General features: G+C 44.8%; 17 protein-coding genes. 8 read left to right on the top strand and 9 right to left on the bottom strand.

The annotated features are described in order from the left end of the window. Window positions 1-45 precede the first annotated feature (45 nt). Genes ACLI1A_RS12230 through ACLI1A_RS12220 form a run of 3 tightly spaced genes read right to left on the bottom strand, consistent with a single transcriptional unit; the run spans window position 46 to window position 1,158 of the window. Window positions 46-570, bottom strand: coding sequence for a hypothetical protein (locus ACLI1A_RS12230; RefSeq protein ID WP_411408958.1), 525 nt, complete (start codon window positions 568-570; stop codon window positions 46-48). Window positions 571-591: 21 nt separating this feature from the next. Beyond that, window positions 592-834 (bottom strand): GTP-binding protein EngB, encoded by a 243-nt coding sequence (locus ACLI1A_RS12225; protein ID WP_411408957.1) that lies wholly within the window; start codon window positions 832-834, stop codon window positions 592-594. Between the two features lie 6 nt (window positions 835-840). After that, window positions 841-1,158 (bottom strand): hypothetical protein, encoded by a 318-nt coding sequence (locus tag ACLI1A_RS12220; RefSeq protein WP_411408956.1) that lies wholly within the window; start codon window positions 1,156-1,158, stop codon window positions 841-843. Window positions 1,159-1,259: 101 nt separating this feature from the next. Between ACLI1A_RS12220 and ACLI1A_RS12215 the strand changes: the two genes are divergently transcribed. The 3 genes from ACLI1A_RS12215 (at window position 1,260) to ACLI1A_RS12205 (ending at window position 4,279) form a co-directional block, all read left to right on the top strand. Further along, the gene (locus ACLI1A_RS12215) at window positions 1,260-1,700 is read left to right on the top strand and encodes a hypothetical protein (RefSeq protein ID WP_411408955.1); all 441 of its coding nucleotides are present in this window, start codon (window positions 1,260-1,262) and stop codon (window positions 1,698-1,700) included. 206 nt (window positions 1,701-1,906) lie between these two features. Next, window positions 1,907-3,271, top strand: a complete 1,365-nt coding sequence (locus ACLI1A_RS12210; protein WP_411408954.1) for a GH1 family beta-glucosidase — start codon at window positions 1,907-1,909, stop codon at window positions 3,269-3,271. Between the two features lie 3 nt (window positions 3,272-3,274). Beyond that, window positions 3,275-4,279, top strand: a complete 1,005-nt coding sequence (locus tag ACLI1A_RS12205) for a glycosyltransferase family protein (protein ID WP_411408953.1) — start codon at window positions 3,275-3,277, stop codon at window positions 4,277-4,279. A gap of 175 nt (window positions 4,280-4,454) precedes the next feature. Here ACLI1A_RS12205 and ACLI1A_RS12200 read toward each other — a convergent pair whose 3' ends face one another. Together ACLI1A_RS12200 and ACLI1A_RS12195 are read right to left on the bottom strand one after the other, a co-directional pair. Next, window positions 4,455-5,921: an AAA family ATPase gene (locus tag ACLI1A_RS12200; protein WP_411408952.1), complete on the bottom strand. Its 1,467-nt coding sequence runs from the start codon at window positions 5,919-5,921 to the stop codon at window positions 4,455-4,457. Between the two features lie 100 nt (window positions 5,922-6,021). Then, window positions 6,022-7,143: a vWA domain-containing protein gene (locus tag ACLI1A_RS12195; protein WP_411408950.1), complete on the bottom strand. Its 1,122-nt coding sequence runs from the start codon at window positions 7,141-7,143 to the stop codon at window positions 6,022-6,024. Between the two features lie 139 nt (window positions 7,144-7,282). Between ACLI1A_RS12195 and ACLI1A_RS12190 the strand changes: the two genes are divergently transcribed. The 4 genes from ACLI1A_RS12190 (at window position 7,283) to ACLI1A_RS12175 (ending at window position 11,700) form a co-directional block, all read left to right on the top strand. Further along, a complete protein-coding gene (locus ACLI1A_RS12190) occupies window positions 7,283-8,986 on the top strand; it encodes an acetylxylan esterase (RefSeq protein ID WP_411408948.1) in 1,704 nt (567 codons plus the stop codon). A gap of 3 nt (window positions 8,987-8,989) precedes the next feature. Continuing rightward, entirely contained in the window at window positions 8,990-9,961 is a 972-nt protein-coding gene (locus tag ACLI1A_RS12185) for an alpha/beta hydrolase (RefSeq protein WP_411408947.1), read from the top strand. 30 nt (window positions 9,962-9,991) lie between these two features. Then, window positions 9,992-10,516 carry a GNAT family N-acetyltransferase gene (locus ACLI1A_RS12180; protein ID WP_411408946.1) on the top strand — a complete coding sequence of 175 codons (525 nt, stop codon included), beginning with the start codon at window positions 9,992-9,994 and terminating at the stop codon, window positions 10,514-10,516. A 128-nt stretch (window positions 10,517-10,644) separates the two neighbouring features. Further along, entirely contained in the window at window positions 10,645-11,700 is a 1,056-nt protein-coding gene (locus ACLI1A_RS12175) for a BamA/TamA family outer membrane protein (protein ID WP_411408944.1), read from the top strand. A gap of 23 nt (window positions 11,701-11,723) precedes the next feature. Here ACLI1A_RS12175 and galA read toward each other — a convergent pair whose 3' ends face one another. Both galA and ACLI1A_RS12165 read right to left on the bottom strand, forming a co-directional pair. Next, window positions 11,724-14,540 (bottom strand): beta-galactosidase GalA, encoded by a 2,817-nt coding sequence (gene galA, locus ACLI1A_RS12170; RefSeq protein WP_411408943.1) that lies wholly within the window; start codon window positions 14,538-14,540, stop codon window positions 11,724-11,726. A 98-nt stretch (window positions 14,541-14,638) separates the two neighbouring features. Then, window positions 14,639-15,700: a hypothetical protein gene (locus ACLI1A_RS12165; RefSeq protein WP_411408942.1), complete on the bottom strand. Its 1,062-nt coding sequence runs from the start codon at window positions 15,698-15,700 to the stop codon at window positions 14,639-14,641. A gap of 93 nt (window positions 15,701-15,793) precedes the next feature. Here ACLI1A_RS12165 and ACLI1A_RS12160 point away from each other — a divergent pair, with 93 nt between their 5' ends. Beyond that, entirely contained in the window at window positions 15,794-16,483 is a 690-nt protein-coding gene (locus ACLI1A_RS12160; protein WP_411408941.1) for a hypothetical protein, read from the top strand. Here the strand turns inward: ACLI1A_RS12160 and ACLI1A_RS12155 are convergent. Both ACLI1A_RS12155 and ACLI1A_RS12150 read right to left on the bottom strand, forming a co-directional pair. Beyond that, window positions 16,464-16,871, bottom strand: coding sequence for a hypothetical protein (locus ACLI1A_RS12155; protein WP_411408940.1), 408 nt, complete (start codon window positions 16,869-16,871; stop codon window positions 16,464-16,466). The genes ACLI1A_RS12160 and ACLI1A_RS12155 overlap by 20 nt on opposite strands. 389 nt (window positions 16,872-17,260) lie before the next feature. Next, window positions 17,261-17,512, bottom strand: coding sequence for a hypothetical protein (locus ACLI1A_RS12150; protein WP_411408938.1), 252 nt, complete (start codon window positions 17,510-17,512; stop codon window positions 17,261-17,263). Window positions 17,513-17,520: the final 8 nt, after the last annotated feature.

Genomic DNA, 17,520 nt, shown 5'->3' with positions numbered 1-17,520 from the left:
TTTTTGTTTATAAGTCGATTCGCCACAATGTTGTGGATTATCACATTAATAAAAATTATATCCTACCGAAAGCCCCATTGTCAACTCAGGTTTCCAGTGCAGCTGGCTGGGGAACTGTAGCATAGGAGCCACCCTGAAAATAAGCCCTCCGTTTTCCCAATAGCGGTAGCCAAGCCTTAGGAATACCACATTTTCCAATCGGTTAAAATGCACTGCCGGATAGCGAGTAGTATCGGTAACCTCCTTTCCGATACAGGGCGTAATGCCCATACTGGCTTCAATATTGTTTGTACGCCCGTACATAGCAGTAAACTCTACCGGGAAGTTGTAGCTGGATATAGAATCGGAAACCCTGTCGCCAAAGCCTATACCTACCCTTGCAGCAACCCGCAATGTGGCAATGTCAGGCTTTTTAACGGCCGAATACAATACACGCTCATAGTTGATACTGACAAACCCGTAACTATTCCCAAAAAGCTCAGCGATAACAGAGTTTTTATACTCATATGGCGTGTCTTGTGCATTGGCAAAAGCAACATTAAATAAGAGGAAAAGTATATACTTTTTCATGGTTGGTTTTCGTAATAGGGATTAAGATTGGTAGCGCAGTAATATTTCAGGAAAATTATACTGTTTACAGATGTGTTCTAGATAAGATTCAAAAAATTCAGTTTGATCTTTCTCCTCAAGTATTAGTGCCGGTAAATATTCCATTTCATCCAATAATTTTGCCAGGGCTAAAGCTGGATAATTTTCGTATGCTAAGGCTCTGGTTTTAATTATTAAATCGTGAACTGCTTTTATAGCATTATTTAGCTTTTCTTCTCTAACCATAAGACCTTAATCTGAGATTTTAACATATTTTATTACTTCACTGCCTTCAACAACTAAAACAAGGCTGTCTTTGGTTGCCTTTTGAATTTTCCATGAGCTTATATGGTGGCCTTCTTCCAGTAGTTCTACTGTGCTGTTTTGTAGCTTCAGTTCTTGCGCGATTTCTTCTTCAAAGTAAGTTATCGTATTACCCTCAATGGTAAAAGCCGCGTTTTCATCTTTAGATGGTGCCCAGGTTCCCTGTAGGTCGTTTAAGGAAATTTGCTTAGGTGTACACGAGGCCATTGCAAGGATACATAAAACAGCAAAAAGTATATTCTTCATGGTATATTATTGGTTTTGGACTAAGGTATAAAAAAGGAGTTTATAGTAAGATTTTTTTATCTTCGCTTAACCTCGACGATACGGGTTAAAAAATATTTTCAATGCGTAAATTTGTATTAGGATATAATTTCATAGTTTTTGCATTCGTTTTTGTGATTGTATTATTGAGTCTGAACAGACCTAATCCAGAGTTAATTGCCTTACTGGTAATTAGTTTGATAGGAGTAGTTGCTATTATTAGTTTGTTTCTAAAAAAGAACATGTATGCCAGTTTGTTATCACTGGTTTTGTTATTTCTTTTTCAATCTATTAGCGGAACAATTTCGGGGATGTACTACAAGTTTATAATAGGTCCTACGCTGTTTTTTGCCTACTTTAAAAATCCCGAAGCCATAACAAAGTTTGGTGCTACAATAAATTTTTCGTGTGACGTATCAGCAACAAAACAGGACGACCCTGTTTTTGTAATAAACATCCTTCATTTACTAATGTTTATTTACTTTATTCGGTGGCTAAACAAGGTTGAAAAAATTAAAGCATAGATATAACTACAGTTTTTACCCCCACAAAGTAACATTTTGTTAATCCGTACTTTAACTTAAAATAACAAGCTCAGGGTTATATTTGGGGAAACTGTTTTAGTTATGAAACTTTTCCGATTCAATATTATCACTTTCCTTAGGGAGCGTCTGTTCCTTAGGACGATGCAGTCGTTTTTCATTCACTAAAAACAAGGATTTTTAACTGGATGAGCAAAAGACATATTGAACCCGAATTGCACAAAGGGCAATTTGGCCATGATTTTATGTGGGGTGTGGCTACAGCCGCGTTCCAGATTGAGGGTGCCCACGATGCAGATGACAAAGGGCTTTCCATCTGGGATGTTTTCACCTCTAAAAGCGGACGTATTAAGGGCAACCACCACGCCCGTACCGCTTGCGATTTTTATAACTCCTACCACATAGACGTAGCCCTGATGAAGCGGATGGGCATACCTAACTTCAGGTTCTCGCTAAGCTGGACGCGCATTATGCCTTCGGGTACGGGCGAGGTTTCGCAAAACGGCATTGACTACTATAACCGTCTTATAGACCACCTGTTGGAAAACGGCATTGAACCCTGGGTTACGCTTTACCACTGGGACATGCCCCATGCGTTGGACGTTCGCGGTGGGTGGACCAACCGCGAAAGTATCGACTGGTTTAAGGACTACGTGGAAGTATGTACCAAACACTTTGGCGACCGCGTAAAAAACTGGATGGTAATGAACGAACCCTCGGTATTTACCGGGGCGGGCTACTTCCTGGGCATACACGCACCGGGGCGCAGAGGACTGGCAAGTTACCTCAAGGCTGTACACCACGTTACCCTGAGTACCGCCGAGGGCGCTCGCATAGTACGCGCCAATGTACCCGATGCACACTTAGGCACTACATTTTCCTGCACCCAGATAGAACCGTATACCCAACATGAAAAAGACATTGCCGCTGCTAATCGTGTGCATACCCTGCTGAACCGCGCTTTTGTAGAACCGATACTTGGGCTGGGTTACCCCGATGCGGCCGATCTTCCGGTTATCCGCAAAATGGAGCCATACATACAGCCGGGGGATATTGAAAAAATGGCATTTGATTTTGACTTCGTTGGTATACAATGCTACACCCGCGAAATTGTAAAATCATCGTTCCTTACCCCGTATGTGGGGGCAGCGCTGGTAAAAGCCGAAAAACGCAGGGTAATGACCACCGAAATGGGTTGGGAAGTACATCCGCCGTCCATTTACCACATGATTAAACATTTTGATGCCTATCCGCAGATAAAGAACATTTTGGTTACTGAAAATGGCGCCGCTTTTCCTGATGCTGTTGTTGAAGGTAAGGTGTACGACCTGCGGCGTAAAGACTACCTGCAAAGCCACCTGCGCCAACTACTGAAAGCTAAAGAAGAAGGTGCACGCGTAAATGGCTATTTTGTATGGAGCCTTACCGATAACTTTGAATGGGCTGAGGGTTATCATGCTCGTTTTGGCCTGATTTACGTAGATTTTGAAACACAACAACGTATAGTAAAACACAGTGGCGAGTGGTTTGCCGAATTTTTACAACTTAACTAACCTATGGCATCTAAAAAACTGAAGATATTGTACGCAGTACAGGGCACCGGAAACGGGCACCTGAGCCGTGCTATGGACGTAATTCCCTGCCTGCAAAAGCATGGCGAGGTAGACATACTGGTAAGCGGTATTCAGGCCGACCTGGAGCTGCCTTTTAAAGTAAAATACAAGTTTAACGGGCTGAGCTTTATATTTGGTAAAAAAGGCGGTGTAGACCTGGTAAAGACATTACTGAAGGCCAACCTGCCCAAGCTGATAAAGAACATACGCCGTGCCCCTGTAGAGGAATACGACCTGGTGATTAACGATTTTGAACCGGTTACGGCATGGGCGTGTTACTTTCGTCATAAAACGTGCATATCGCTGAGCCACCAGTGTGCGGTGCTGGATAAAAACTTTCCGTTACCGGATGAAGAAGACCGCAAAGGAAAGCTTATCCTAAAAAACTATGCCCCGGCAGACCATCATTACGGGTTTCATTTTTACCCTGTAGGCGATACTATTTTTACCCCGGTTATCCGTGGACATGTACGCAAACGCGAGGTTACCAACAAAGGCCACTACACGGTGTACCTGCCGTCTTATGACGACAAAACCCTGCTAAAACGGCTTTCGGCATTCCCTAATGTAAAGTGGGATGTGTACAGCAAGCACTGCAAAAAGAAAAAAGTAGACGGCAATATTACCATACAGCCCATAGATAACGAAGGATTTACAGCCAGCATGGCAGCCAGCACTGGAGTATTGTGCGGTGCAGGATTTGAAACCCCTGCCGAAACCTTGTTCCTGGGTAAAAAGCTGCTGGTTATCCCCATGAAAAACCAGTACGAACAGCAGCTTAATGCCGCCGCCCTTAAAAAAATGGGTATACCCGTTATTAAAAGCCTTAACCCTAAGTATACCGATGTGATAAGCAACTGGCTGGTAAACGGCACCGTAATACCCGTTAACTACCCCGACCAGACACAGGAAATTGTAGACCGCGTTATAGAGAAATACGGGAGGTAATGCAGGATTAAAGCCAACCCTTTAACTATATTATCTTCACGTAACTTTATTCACGCACCGTCATTGCGAGGAACGAAGCAATCTCTTAAAGAATAGCTCCCTATGAGATTGCTTCGTCATGCCTCCTCGCAATGACAGAACCTGAAAAACGTTGTGGTTAAATAATAACAGACAACTACAATTTACTGATATAACTGCCAAACGGATCCTTAAACTGGTAGCCGTCGCTAAAGCGGTCTTTGTTCAGTTTCTTGTATTCCGCAAGGCCCCACAGTATAAATTCCTTCATGAACAATTGGTCTTCCTTGGCAGTATCAGGCTGGTATTTTTGTACCAGCTGCTTCAGCGGGATAATTTTGTCCAGTTCCTTTTGGTATTCCCTGTCGGTAGCATCATCGGTAATTTCCAGTCCACCGCTTTCGTTAAAGAACCAGTCTACCACATCCTGATAGAATGCTTTTTCCTTATTCTTTTCCAGCTTTTCTATTTTCGGGAAGTACTCGCTAAACAGGGTTTTCACAGCACTACTTATCAATATCTCCGCTACAGCCGAGGCTCCCTCCTGCTCACCTTCATACACCAGCTCTACCTTACCGGTAATGGCAGGTATAATTCCCATAAAATCACTAAGGCGTACGCTGGTTTTTTCCTCACCGGCACGCAATGCTCTACGTTCGGCAGTACTCAGCAGGTTCTCAAAAGCCGTGATGCTCATACGGGCGCTTACCCCACTTTTGTAATCTACAAACTCACTTTCGCGGGCTTCAAAGCCTATCTGTTCCAAAAGGTCTTTGGCTAACGATGGCACATACACCGTATCGCTCTGGCGGCTGTCCAGTCTTGCCTCATGTTCGGTAATGGTACGGGCAATTTTTATATCCTCAGGGTAATGCGTAAGGATTTGCGACCCTATCCTGTCCTTCAGCGGCGTTACTATGCTACCACGGTTGGTATAGTCTTCAGGGTTTGCGGTAAAGATAAATTGCAAATCCAGCGGCAAGCGTACCTTAAACCCACGGATTTGGATATCGCCTTCCTGAAGAATATTGAACAGCGACACCTGTATGCGCGCCTGTAAATCAGGCAATTCGTTTATTACAAAAATACAACGGTTAGCACGCGGAATCATACCATAGTGAATCACGCGGTCATCAGCATACGACAGCTTTAGGTTAGCCGCCTTAATCGGGTCGATGTCGCCTATCAGGTCGGCAACGGTAACATCAGGGGTAGCCAATTTTTCGAAGAAGCGTTCGCTGCGGTGCAACCAGCTAATCGGGGTATCGTCGCCTTTGGCAGCAAGTACCTCAACAGCATAACGCGAAATCGGGCTAAACGGGTCGTCATTTATCTCACTCCCCTCCACATAAGGAATGTACTCGTCCAGCAAATTTACCATAAGGCGTGCCAGGCGTGTTTTGGCCTGCCCGCGAAGCCCCAGCAGGTTAATGTTATGGCGGCTTAGTATGGCCTGTTCCAATTGTGGGATAACGGTATGCTCATAGCCATACACCCCTTCAAAAACGGTTTGTTTCTTCGCTATTTTACTACGCAGGTTTTTACGCAGTTCGTCTTTTATACTGATGGGTTGGTAACCCGAGGCTTTTAGTGCGCCAAATGTTTTTATATCTGTTATAGTCATTCTTTTATTTTCTATGTTCTATTTTTTATTTTCTATGTTCTATTTTTTATTTTCTATTGCCGGGTGCATCAATAATAAATTGAAAATAATCAATATCAAATTACTTCACCCTCTTCTTCCTGTTCGCTTCATAATCCTCAAAAATCATTTCGCCCAGGCCTTTCAGCCCTGTGTAAAACGCCTTGCCTTGGTTGGCCTCGGTAAACTCCCGCACAAAACGTTGCAGGTAACTGTCCTGTGCTATCATAAACGTGGTAATGGGGATGTGCAGCTTGCGTGCCTGCGATGCCATGGTGTAGCATTTCTCTACAATATAATCATCCAGCCCGTAGCTGTTCATGTAGTAGGTACCATCGCTTTCGCGGATGCAGCTCGGCTTACCGTCGGTAATCATAAAAATCTGCTTGTTGGTATTGCGCTTACGGCGGAGCAAATCCATGGCCAGTTGCAGACCCGCTACGGTATTAGTATGGTACGGCCCCACCTGCAGGTACGGCAAATCCTTAATGGCAATAGGCCATGCATCGTTACCAAAAACCAATATATCAAGCGTGTCCTTAGGGTAACGCGTGGTAATCAGTTCGGCTAAGGCCATGGCTACCTTTTTAGCAGGTGTAATCCTGTCTTCGCCGTACAGTATCATACTGTGGCTGATGTCTATCATCAGCACCGTACTCATCTGCGCCTTGTGGTGGCTGTCCTCTACGACCAAATCATCTTCCGTAAGCCGGAACGCATCTACGCCATTGTTTACCTGCGCGTTCTTAAGGCTTTCGGTAAGCGAAATCTTTTCCAGCGCATCGCCAAAACGATAATCACGAAACTCACCGGTATGCTCGTCGCCCGCACCGCTGTATTTGGTACGGTGGTTGCCCGAGCCATTACGCTTCAGGTTCCCGAAAATCTGCTTTAGCGCCTGCTGGCGGATGTTCTGCTCCAGCTTAGAGCTAAGGGTAACGCCATCACCACTGCCATCCGGGCGTATTTCCTCGCGGATGTAGCCTTTCTTCTTCAGGTCTTCAATAAAATCGTCAATGGTATATTCGGGTGTGGTAAGTTCGTATTCCTTATCCAGTTGGCGCAGCCAGTCGATGGCCTCATCAAAATCACCCGAAGTGTGGGTAATCAGCTCCGTAAAAATCTCCAGCAGCTTATCAAAAACCGACTGTTCCGGGGCCTGGTAGGTACTAAACTTAAATCCCTTTCTTCTTCCTGTTTCCATACCCATAAAATTACTACATAAATAAACGCGCACGGCACGCAGGACATGAGATTTTCGTTAAAGTTTGCGTGCAATAGCCCGCTGCACGTCCTTTAAAAATGTAACTTTGGTTCAAACCATTATCTCAAGCCAAATTATAATGCCCGTAAATAGAAATATAGTATTCATATTCCTGTTACTGTTCAGCTTTGCCAAAGCGCAAAACCTGTTACCCTACGACTGGAAGATAGCCGTTGCCCCTAAAAAAGCAACCGAAACAGGCTCTATCCCGCAAAAGGATTGGAACAACGTAAGCCTGTTGCTGTCATGGGAACGCCAGGGTTACTTCGGGCGCGACGGCCATTGCCTGCTAAAAACGGATTTTAAAGCACCTGCCAAATCCACCGTAAAAAACTGGGTGCTTAGTGTAGCGCTGCAATGCCAGGTGGAGGATATTTACATTAACGGCAAGCGCATTGGCGGCAACATCCCGAACTACTTCTGGAGCGAGCGCGGTAAGGTAACCGAAATCATTTTGCCCAAAGGCGTACTGCTGCCCGGCAAAACAAATAGTATTGTGATTGCCGTAAACGACCTATCCTATACCGGCGGACACAGCCACAACCGTGTACTGCTGATGCCACAGGGCGCTAAGTACGAGGCCGGTTTCTCATTGCGTACAGACGACATTGACCATATCCTTGATCCAATCGGGGCTTCATCGGTGTATATTGCGGCGGGAGCCAAAAGCGGTACCATAGCCGTAAAAATAACCGACGATTTCCACCACGTAGTTTTGCAGGATACCATTTCCCTTGACAAAGACGAAATAAACCTCATCGGCATTATGCCCCCAACACTCAAACCGGGTTTTTATGAATGCACCGCCGTAATGCACGACGGCAAAGGCTATTCCGCACAGGTGATACAGTTTGGCATAGCGCCCGAAAAAATCCCTGTTAACAACGATACCATTAAAGGCCACAGTACCTATTGGAAAACCGCTAAAGCCGGACTTCAAAGCATAGCGCCCAACTTCAGGGTGCATAAGGTAGACAGCCTGTGTTCGCCTTACCGCGATGGCTATATCGCCGAAATGCAGTCGGCCGGCAACCTTACCATCCGCGGGTATTATTTTGTACCAAAGGCCGCAGGCAAGTACCCTGCCATACTACACGTACCAGGCTATGGTTACGGTTTCCAAAACCTGAAGCCTTTCCTTGAAAGTAAAGAAAATGTAATAGAACTGGCACTTTGCGTACGCGGCCACGGCATCAGCGCCGATGTGTTTAACCCCGGTTTCGACATACCCGGTATCTGGGGGTACAACCTGTGCAGCGAAACGGATAACGCCTACCGCGCCATTTATATGGACTGCGTGCGCGCTGTGGATTTCCTTATTTCCCGCCCCGAAGCAGATACCTCGCGCATCGGTGTGGAAGGCGGCAGCCAGGGTGGCGGTCTGGCTTTGGCTACAGCCGGGTTGTGCGGCGCCAAAATCAGTGCACTGGCGTATTTCGACCCGTTCCCGGCCAACATCCGCGACCATAAGCAAATCCGCACCCTTATGGATAAAGAGCTTATAGCTTACCTTAAATACTATAACAATGCCTGTGCCATGGAGCAGGTGCTGCACGTACAGGATTTACTGGACTCTGCCGGTTTTGCACATTATATAAAATGCCCGGTACTGTTTGCTTCGGCGTTGTACGACGATGACTGCCCGCCCCACGTGGGATTTACCGCCTACAACCGCATGAAAACCGATAAGCGCTATGTGGTGTACCCTGACGACAGCCACCTGAGTGAAAGCAATTACCAAACCGCATTTATGGCATTCTTTAAGGAAAAACTGAAATTTTAGCCCATGTACAAACCCATACAACTCCCGAAACGTAAAAACCCGCTGAAACCCTTAGCCCGGATATTACTGGTTGTTTTTATACTGATGAACATTATAGCAGCATTACAGGCGTGGTCGTTTACCCACTTTGACGATACCGTAGGCGAACGGATAAATACCGACAGCCTTAACACTGCGCAAAAAGCCAAGATGCTGTTGTTTGGCGCCTCATTACCCAGGCCGGTTAATACCGCAGTACCGTCGCAGCAGTACGAAACCGTAACATTGCAAAGCAATGTACAACTCAGTGCATGGTACATAAAAACATCCAACCCGAAGCCGAAAGGCACGGTACTGCTGTTTCACGGGTACCAAGGCACAAAATCTACCCTGATTAATGCTTCAGATGAGTTCCTGGCTATGGGCTACAATACGTTGCTTACTGATTTTATGGGTTCGGGTGGCAGCGAGGGCGACACTACTACCATTGGCTTTACCGAGGCTGAAAACGTAAAAACCTGCTATGCTTACATCACCGCAAAAGGTGAAAAGAACATTTACCTGTACGGCAGCAGTATGGGGGCCGTTTCTATAATGAAAGCACTGAACGATTATAAGCTCACCCCGAAAGCTATTGTTATTGGCGCGCCGTTTGGCTCTATGTCCAAAACCGTGTCGGCACGTTTTGAAATTATGGGCATACCCAAGTTCCCCATGGCGGGGCTGCTGGTATTTTGGGGTGGTGTGGAAAACGGTTACTGGGCATTTGGGCATAACCCCGAGGAGTATGCCAAAAACATAACCTGCCCTACCCTGCTGCTTTGGGGCGAACAGGACAACCGCGTAAGCTACGAAGAAATTGATACCATATACAAAAACCTGAAAGGCCCTAAGGAGCTACATACCTTTATCCACTCCGGTCACGAGCAGTATGTAAACACCGAGCACGATGCGTGGGTGGCGGCCGTACAACCTTTCCTTATGCTGCATCCGTAAAAACAATACCTTTACCTAAAAACCACGATTATGGCTTTCCGAATAGAAACCCCGCGCCTTGTCATCCGTCTGTTCCGTGAAGAGGATATACCACTTTTTGTGGCAGTACACCAAAAGCCCGAGGTAATTACCTACCTACCCAAACGCAGTGCAGAAGAACACACCAAATTTTTGCAGGACACTTTAAGCTATGGTGATATTCCGCTGAACCGATGGGTGATTGAAGAAAAAAGTACGGGTAATTTTATAGGCAGCTGCCTGCTACGGGAATTTGACAAAGGAAATCCCGAAGTGGTAGAAATAGGTTATAGTTTTGACACTCCCTATTGGGGCAAAGGCTACGGCACAGAAATGGCTTTGGCAATAAAAGAATATGCCTTTACCCTACCCAATGTAAAAAAACTGGTAGCCGTAACCGAGCAGGAAAACGTAGCTTCTAAGTCGGTATTGCTCAAGACCGGACTTGTAGCCAAAGGCACCGTGGTACGCTACCCCGAAACGCTGGAACTTTCATATTTTGAATATGAACCACCTATATCTTTAACTTTTGAATAAACAACCTCGAGCTTAAATAATTACCTGATTCACAACACCGTATTCATCTTTTTTTTCATAACTTTAGGTACCAATAGCACCGACCGATTTATCCTGATTAGGGATACTGAGGCCTCAACCAATTTTCTATGAAAAAAAGACTATTCTTCACATTGTTCATCTTTCTCTCCTTTGGAGCCATTGCAATTGCACAGGTACAAAAGGATAAAGAGAACCAAAAGAAACGAAAGGTTAGTTTTACAGGACTCCCTTTTGTAAGCTATAACAGTTCCTACGGTTTTATAGGAGGAGTCAGGGGAATGGCTTTTTTCAATACTAAAAAGAATGACACCATTTCTCCACCAAGTATGGCAGGTGTTATGGGAGCGTACAGCGAAAATAAATCATGGTTCGGATCCGCTTTTACACAGCTGTACCTTAACGAAGACCGCTGGCGGGTAACTTTTGCTGCCGGACTGGGCCATATTAATTTCCAGTATTTTGAATCCGGCGGCGACTTAGACGAAGGCAGCTTTTTAGACTATAGTAATGTAACCCGTTTTTATTACTTAAAAGGCCTGCGGCAGATTATACCTCACCTCTACGGCGGTGCACTGGTAAAGCTGCAACACTCTGAAGTGGAGTTTGATGTACCGGAAGACAGTATCTCTAAAAACGATGCAAACGGAGTAGGTATCAGCGCCCTGTACGATACCCGCGATTATATATATTACCCCACAAAAGGATGGCAGGTGGGGGTAAATTTTTTAACCAACCCTAAATGGATGGGCAGCGACGAAGTGTACAACTCCATTAGAGCGTATGCTAATTACTACTATAAGATAAATGACAAAATGATACTGGCTAACCGTGCCAGTATATTCTCTGGGCTGGGCAGCGTACCCTTTACTGCACAGCACGCTATAGGCGGTAAAGACATTCGAGGCTACACTGATGGCAAATACCGGGGTGAACAGGCATATGCCCTGCAAACGGAATACCGCTATACCTTTTACAGGCGCTGGGGCATGGTAGGATTTTTAGGCGCTGCCTTTACCGAAAAACCTTATAGCGGCATACTACCCGGCGGAGGTGCCGGTGTGCGCTTTAAAGCCATTACATCGCGAAATATAAACATAGGTATAGACTACGCCGTAGGTAAAGGCGACAACGGTATTTACTTCAGGATCAACGAAGCTTTTTAACTCCGATTTTTACACCACAAAAGCTATTCTGTTTTTAATGTAATAACTGCTGATTTCACCGCATCTGAATTCGCGGTTAATTCCAACGGTTTGCCGCTGCCGTCAGGTTGTACTATAATTTGGGCATAACCGTTAAATAGTTTGCGTTTCCATTTTGGAGCAGGGGTTATCACCTGCACCGTACCCGGATCGGCATTAATAACATCCCAGTCCTTAACCTTATGTAACGGTGTGGCAAAAATGTTTATGGTATTTACACCCTGTTTCAGTATTTTAGCATCCAGGATAAACTTCTGCGCATCCTCTGCCGAAGCGTTAACTTTAATACCATTTACAAACACCACAGCTGCTACCCCTATCTTTTTATAGAAGTATGTTACGTTTACTCCATCCACTTTTTCTAATGTAAATGAGGCTTTGTAAGTGTAAAGAGGAGCCAGGTTTTTATAGTCCCGATCTTTAAACGCTTCTTTCCAGGCTGCTTCGTCATACTGTGGCAATGCTTCAGGTAAATCGCTCAAACTAAGTGCCTGCTCCTGCAAGCCCGTTACAGGCACCAACTGTATATCATCTATAAACGTATCATTTTCAAGAGAGGTTGGGTCGCCATTGCCTACGCCTAAAATAACCCCATTTTTTATCCCGAAGTTAATTTCGTTACCGGCTACCGGCACGTGCAGGCCTTTTTTGTCGAATACTTCCACAGTCACCACCGCCACGTCAGTTGCTCCATTAAGCACGGTTTTGTGTGGGGTAAGTTTTATTAAGGCAGGTTCGCCTGTCGTTTTTTGTACATCGCTCAGCACCTTTTTACCGTTCTTGTAGCCTACCGCTTCCAGTGTACCTGGCTGGTAAGTAACCTTCCATTCCAGGTGGCTGTATTGTTCGGGTTTCTTTTTGCCAAGGCTTTTTTTGTTGAGGAACAGTTCCACCTCATCGCAGTTGGTATGTACCCAAACGTCTATTTCCTTTCCTTCTTTGCCCGGCCAGTTCCAATGTGGTAGCAAATGTACAACAGGCGCTGTTCCCCACCATGCCTTAAGGTAATACACATTGTCTTTAGGGAAACCACACAAGTCCATCATTCCGAAATACGAGGTAACCGACGGCCACCCATACGGCGTAGGCTCGCCACGATAGTCAAACCCGGTCCAGATGAACATCCCGGCAAGGTACGGGCGCGTGGCGTAGAACTTCCAGCCCTCCTCTATACTATAAAACGACGGGCGTGGCTTACGGTCGTATGCGCTTTGGTAATGTTTAGCATCATCGGTAACGTATACGCCACGGGTAGCAAAGGTAGAACCCTCCTCGGTGCCCATACCCGGTTGGTTTTTAAACTGGCTGCGGTGTGCATCTATATCGCCATTCCCCAGGTAATTGTACCCCATAACCTCAACTACCGACGAAATCCCACTCCTGAAACCGCTGCTGATGCCAACGGTTACCGGGCGCGTAGGGTCTATGCTGTGGGCGTATTCCTGCATTACCTGTGTAATGCGTTCACCCGTTATATTACCCTCTATGGCCCACTCCTCATTACCTACCGACCAGCAAAAAACACTCGGATGGTTACGGTCGCGTTCTATCAGGCGCTTAAGGTTACCCAAATGATAGTCGTTTATGCCCATAAGACGGGTTTCATCGATAACCAGCATACCCAGTTTATCACAGGCTTCGAGCAGCTCGGGCGTTGGCGGGTGGTGCGAACAACGGTAGGCGTTGCTGCCCATGGCTTTCAGTTGTTTTATACGCCAGTATTGCAACTCATCGGGAATGGCAGTACCCACCCCGGCGTGATCCTGGTGGTTGTTTGTCCCTTTTAGCTTTAAAGGTTTTCCGTTAAGAAACAGTCCTTTTTCGGCATCAAACTTTATATCGCGGATGCCAAATGTAGTTTCGTAACGGTCAATGGCTTTACCCTCGTGCACCACTTCAGTAACCAGCCTGTACAGGTTAGGATGCTCTATGTCCCAAAGTTCAGCACCCTTTATAGTAATGTACGATGTTGCCTCAGCCGTTTTGTAGAAACCCGGTGCAGTTACATTTTCATCGGCTGCAGCTACAACCTTTCCAGTGGGGCTATATATCTTATGGCGCAAGGTTGCCTGTCCTTTATAATCGCTTTGGTTCAGTAATATAGCCACTACACTCACCTCAGCATCGGCACCTTTAATTTCAGTAGTTACATACGTGCCGTTAGTGGGTATGTGTAGCGGATTGGTCTTTTGCAGGTATACGTGGCGGTAAATGCCCGCACCCTCATACCACCAGCCTTCTTCCATAGAAGCATCAACACGCACAGCAATAGTATTTTGTTCGCCGTATTTTACATACGAAGTTACATCGTACTCAAAACTGTTATAGCCGCTTTCTTCCGTACCGAGGAAATGCCCGTTAAACCACACTTTGCAGTTACGGAACACCCCATCAAACTTTAGCGTGATGATACGCCCCAAATCCTCTTTGGAAATATTGATTTGTTTGCGGTACCAGCCCACACTGCGCTCCGGGAAACCTTTACCCGCGGCATGGAAACCATGACTGTAGCTCGCCTTTTCACTAAAGGGCTGCTCTACAGCCCAGTCGTGCGGCAGGTTTAACTGGCGCCACGCGCGGTCGTCAAACACGGTTGCAGCAGGCCCATCCGCACTGCCTGTTTTGGCAAGGTATGAGAAATAGGCTTCGGCATGGCCAAAGTCTTTGGCAGTATCGTAAGGATGACCGTAGGCAAAGCGCCAGCCGGCATCGATGTTTATTTTTTCGCGGGAAGTGTTTTGGGCAAAGCCAAAAGCAGTGGCAATAAGCAGCAGGCAACAAAGGATGCTGTGAGTTTTCATAAAAGGGTTTGGTTAATGCTATATAACCTGCTAAGTTACGCCTTTGCCCAAAAACCCGCTGATACTATTTTGTAAAGAATTGATAAAATAGTATCAGCTTATTCGGTTTTACGATAGTTTTTAACCACGAAATCCAATCCTATTTCGGCTATATCGCCCATGGTCTGGCAATTGCGGAATTTGGAATTGTAGGTAAGCTTTTGTAATGCCGAACGCAGTTCCACCACATGCTCTTTCGGGGCAATGCTATCCTTCTTGATAATGGCAACCAAATCAAGGTAACGCTCGTGGCTATTCAGCAGACGCTTGGCAATTACCGAGCGTACTTCTTTACGGTACTGCTCTATGGAGTTGGTTTTCAACTTGTCCATAACCAACTTTACCATCCGGAAGTTTTCCTTGAAGTACTGCGGCAGGTAAATTTTCAGGTTGCCTTCGTAGCACTGCTGGTCAAAATCTATGGCGCGTATACGGTACACCACATGATCATAATCATGCGTAGGTATCACTACGTAGTTATACGAACGCATATCGCCCAGCAGCCCCACCATACAACGCTCGTTAAACTTTACAAACTCCTTGGCTATCTGTGATTTTTCCAGTTCGGTGCATTTGTCCAGGTGTTGTTTTATAAACACATCGCCGGGTATTCCCAGTATATGCTCCTCTATAAGCGTATCTTTATACACCAGGTAGTTTACACGGTTTGGCGACAGCAGGTCTTCCATTTCCAGTCCGTAAATACGCGATGCATCTGCTTTTTTTATGTAGAAATTGGTATAGTTATCATTCAGTATGTTTCGCACCCTTATGCGAAAGGGCTTAGAGTTACCAAAGGTGCAAAACTCTATAGAGTCGACTGTAAGGTACGGCAGGGTATCTTCATCGCCATCTGAGTGTAGCAGGGTATAAATCTTGTTCAGCCCCGCCTCTATTTCCCGCTGCTCGGTCTCTGCATAAAACACGCTTAGCCACAGGGTATCGTTTCCGTCTTTATCGTAAACGGAAATACCGCCCGAAAAACGCAGCAGGTCGTCATACAACAGGGGCGACTTAGTAGTGCGGTTGTATTTTTCCAGGTAGCCCATAAGCTCGGGTATTATAGGATACGCCGGCTTACGAAAGGCTATTTTTACGTCTTTTTTAGGCTCCTTTATCATGCTGAAGTTTTACGTACTATAAAGATAGGGCAAACGGCTTTGTTTTGTAAATTAGCCTGTATAAATTTTAATTAAACCACCGATCTTTTAAAAATGTATTCTGAAGTATCAAAGGAACTATATAACCGGCTTATAGATTTTGTACTGGAAACAACTGAAGGGGCTGCTGACAGCTTTTATGTTGACGACATTGTAGAGCTCAAAAAACACTATAAAGTTGTTTTCTTTATCCGTCCTGCAGACTTTAATTTCAAGAAATCTTTGGGGATAGATTATGTTATAATACCGGGGCCATTTTTGTACGATTATAAAACAGACCGTTTCGAAATAAGCAACGGCTACCTGTTTGCCGTAACATATGGTGAAGACGAAGAATGGCTGAAATACATGGAGAGCCTACCAAAAGAACCAATCATTACCTACAATGATATTTTAGACTTTCTTGATAAACGCGGTTACCTTACGATGGATGATTTTGAGAAAGTATTTGAAGCTACCGGAAATCGTGTGGCTTTCGGTTTCCAATATACCAACAGGGAAATGAAAGAAGGTGTCCTGTCATACTTACCGCCGGAAGCCATTACCATTAGCGAAAAATTCCTGAAAGATGTAAAAGCAGCATATTACATCGAAAACTCGTCGATACACTTTAAAATAGAATTACCACAATCCTATTCTTTTTACGACAATAACACAAAAACAGTAATAGTACGGCAAACAAAAAAGCCCTCAGGCAGAGGGCTTTTTGTATTATACGGCATCGTTATATTGCTACTACAGTAGCTATAAGTTGCTCGGCATCCTTCAGTTTTTGTTCCTGCTCCTCCAGGTTCTTTTCCACCTTGGTAAGGAACAGCGGGTTGTTACTTTTTTTTACCCTCGAAAGGTATTTATCCGAAAGGTTAGAAATATGGTTACTTTTCATCTGCCTGTAAAAATCGGCAAAGGTAAGCTCGCCATCAATAGGGTTTTTACCCGTATTACCTTCCAGCAGGTAACCACTCATGGCGGTTTGCAGATCTATCGACTGCCTGCGCAGCCTGCTATAACGGCTTAGTATATCCTCCTTCTTCTGGCGGAATACAAACTTTATAACAACAGTAGCTAAAACATACATAAGCGCGGCGGCAAGAATAGCCCCCACAGCGGTTAAATCATTTACAGGTAACATACAGTAAGGAGATATTAGTACCGCTAAGCTACTCATAAACAATATATGACTATTTTTTTTTCGACAAAAGGCAATAAAAAAAGGTGAACCGCAATTGCAGGTTTAAAATATGACTAAAAAAGCCTTAATATAAGTATTTTTTTAACTACATCTCTTAAAATCGAAGCATTGAGCTATAACTATACACATAAAATTAAGAGCACAACCACCAGCGGCGCAACGCACCTGTTGGCTTTGGCACTTTGGGTTGGTTAAGCTATTAAAACAACAAAGACAACCCTAAGGTTCCTTTGTTACTATCTACAATATTAAATTTCGTTATCTGTTTCACACTATTAAAGGATCATTTTGTAAAAGCACCTAATCTTAGACACTACCTCTTACTAACATTACTTGAATTCTTTTGGTATATTTTTCATCTGTTCTTCTAAGTTCCAATTACTAGGTTTTTCTCTCGAATTAAACCATTTATATCCTTGTTGAGCCCACACACTTCTATAATCTTTGGCTGACTTTACGGTATAATCTTCATTTCCAAACTCTAATCCACAGCATGGACATATTTCATACGTGGGTGATTTCCCATCTGTACCCCAAGGTAAATTATCTATAAATAATCCACATACTCTACAAAAGTTCATAATGTATA

Source organism: Flavobacterium sp. RHBU_3 (genome assembly GCF_046613565.1).
Taxonomy (GTDB): Bacteria; Bacteroidota; Bacteroidia; order Flavobacteriales; family Flavobacteriaceae; genus Flavobacterium.
This window is presented reverse-complemented; position numbering and strand designations above follow the sequence as displayed.

What these genes read in the sequence shown, in the direction of transcription:
- ACLI1A_RS12210 (WP_411408954.1), top strand. Translation starts at nt 1,907, where the DNA reads ATGAGCAAAAGACATATTGAACCCGAATTGCACAAAGGGCAATTTGGC.
- ACLI1A_RS12230 (WP_411408958.1), bottom strand. Translation starts at nt 570, where the DNA reads ATGAAAAAGTATATACTTTTCCTCTTATTTAATGTTGCTTTTGCCAAT.
- ACLI1A_RS12150 (WP_411408938.1), bottom strand. Translation starts at nt 17,512, where the DNA reads ATGAACTTTTGTAGAGTATGTGGATTATTTATAGATAATTTACCTTGG.
- ACLI1A_RS12185 (WP_411408947.1), top strand. Translation starts at nt 8,990, where the DNA reads ATGTACAAACCCATACAACTCCCGAAACGTAAAAACCCGCTGAAACCC.
- ACLI1A_RS12155 (WP_411408940.1), bottom strand. Translation starts at nt 16,871, where the DNA reads ATGTTACCTGTAAATGATTTAACCGCTGTGGGGGCTATTCTTGCCGCC.
- ACLI1A_RS12165 (WP_411408942.1), bottom strand. Translation starts at nt 15,700, where the DNA reads ATGATAAAGGAGCCTAAAAAAGACGTAAAAATAGCCTTTCGTAAGCCG.
- ACLI1A_RS12220 (WP_411408956.1), bottom strand. Translation starts at nt 1,158, where the DNA reads ATGAAGAATATACTTTTTGCTGTTTTATGTATCCTTGCAATGGCCTCG.
- ACLI1A_RS12160 (WP_411408941.1), top strand. Translation starts at nt 15,794, where the DNA reads ATGTATTCTGAAGTATCAAAGGAACTATATAACCGGCTTATAGATTTT.
- ACLI1A_RS12195 (WP_411408950.1), bottom strand. Translation starts at nt 7,143, where the DNA reads ATGGAAACAGGAAGAAGAAAGGGATTTAAGTTTAGTACCTACCAGGCC.
- galA (WP_411408943.1), bottom strand. Translation starts at nt 14,540, where the DNA reads ATGAAAACTCACAGCATCCTTTGTTGCCTGCTGCTTATTGCCACTGCT.
- ACLI1A_RS12225 (WP_411408957.1), bottom strand. Translation starts at nt 834, where the DNA reads ATGGTTAGAGAAGAAAAGCTAAATAATGCTATAAAAGCAGTTCACGAT.
- ACLI1A_RS12215 (WP_411408955.1), top strand. Translation starts at nt 1,260, where the DNA reads ATGCGTAAATTTGTATTAGGATATAATTTCATAGTTTTTGCATTCGTT.
- ACLI1A_RS12180 (WP_411408946.1), top strand. Translation starts at nt 9,992, where the DNA reads ATGGCTTTCCGAATAGAAACCCCGCGCCTTGTCATCCGTCTGTTCCGT.
- ACLI1A_RS12175 (WP_411408944.1), top strand. Translation starts at nt 10,645, where the DNA reads ATGAAAAAAAGACTATTCTTCACATTGTTCATCTTTCTCTCCTTTGGA.
- ACLI1A_RS12200 (WP_411408952.1), bottom strand. Translation starts at nt 5,921, where the DNA reads ATGACTATAACAGATATAAAAACATTTGGCGCACTAAAAGCCTCGGGT.
- ACLI1A_RS12190 (WP_411408948.1), top strand. Translation starts at nt 7,283, where the DNA reads ATGCCCGTAAATAGAAATATAGTATTCATATTCCTGTTACTGTTCAGC.
- ACLI1A_RS12205 (WP_411408953.1), top strand. Translation starts at nt 3,275, where the DNA reads ATGGCATCTAAAAAACTGAAGATATTGTACGCAGTACAGGGCACCGGA.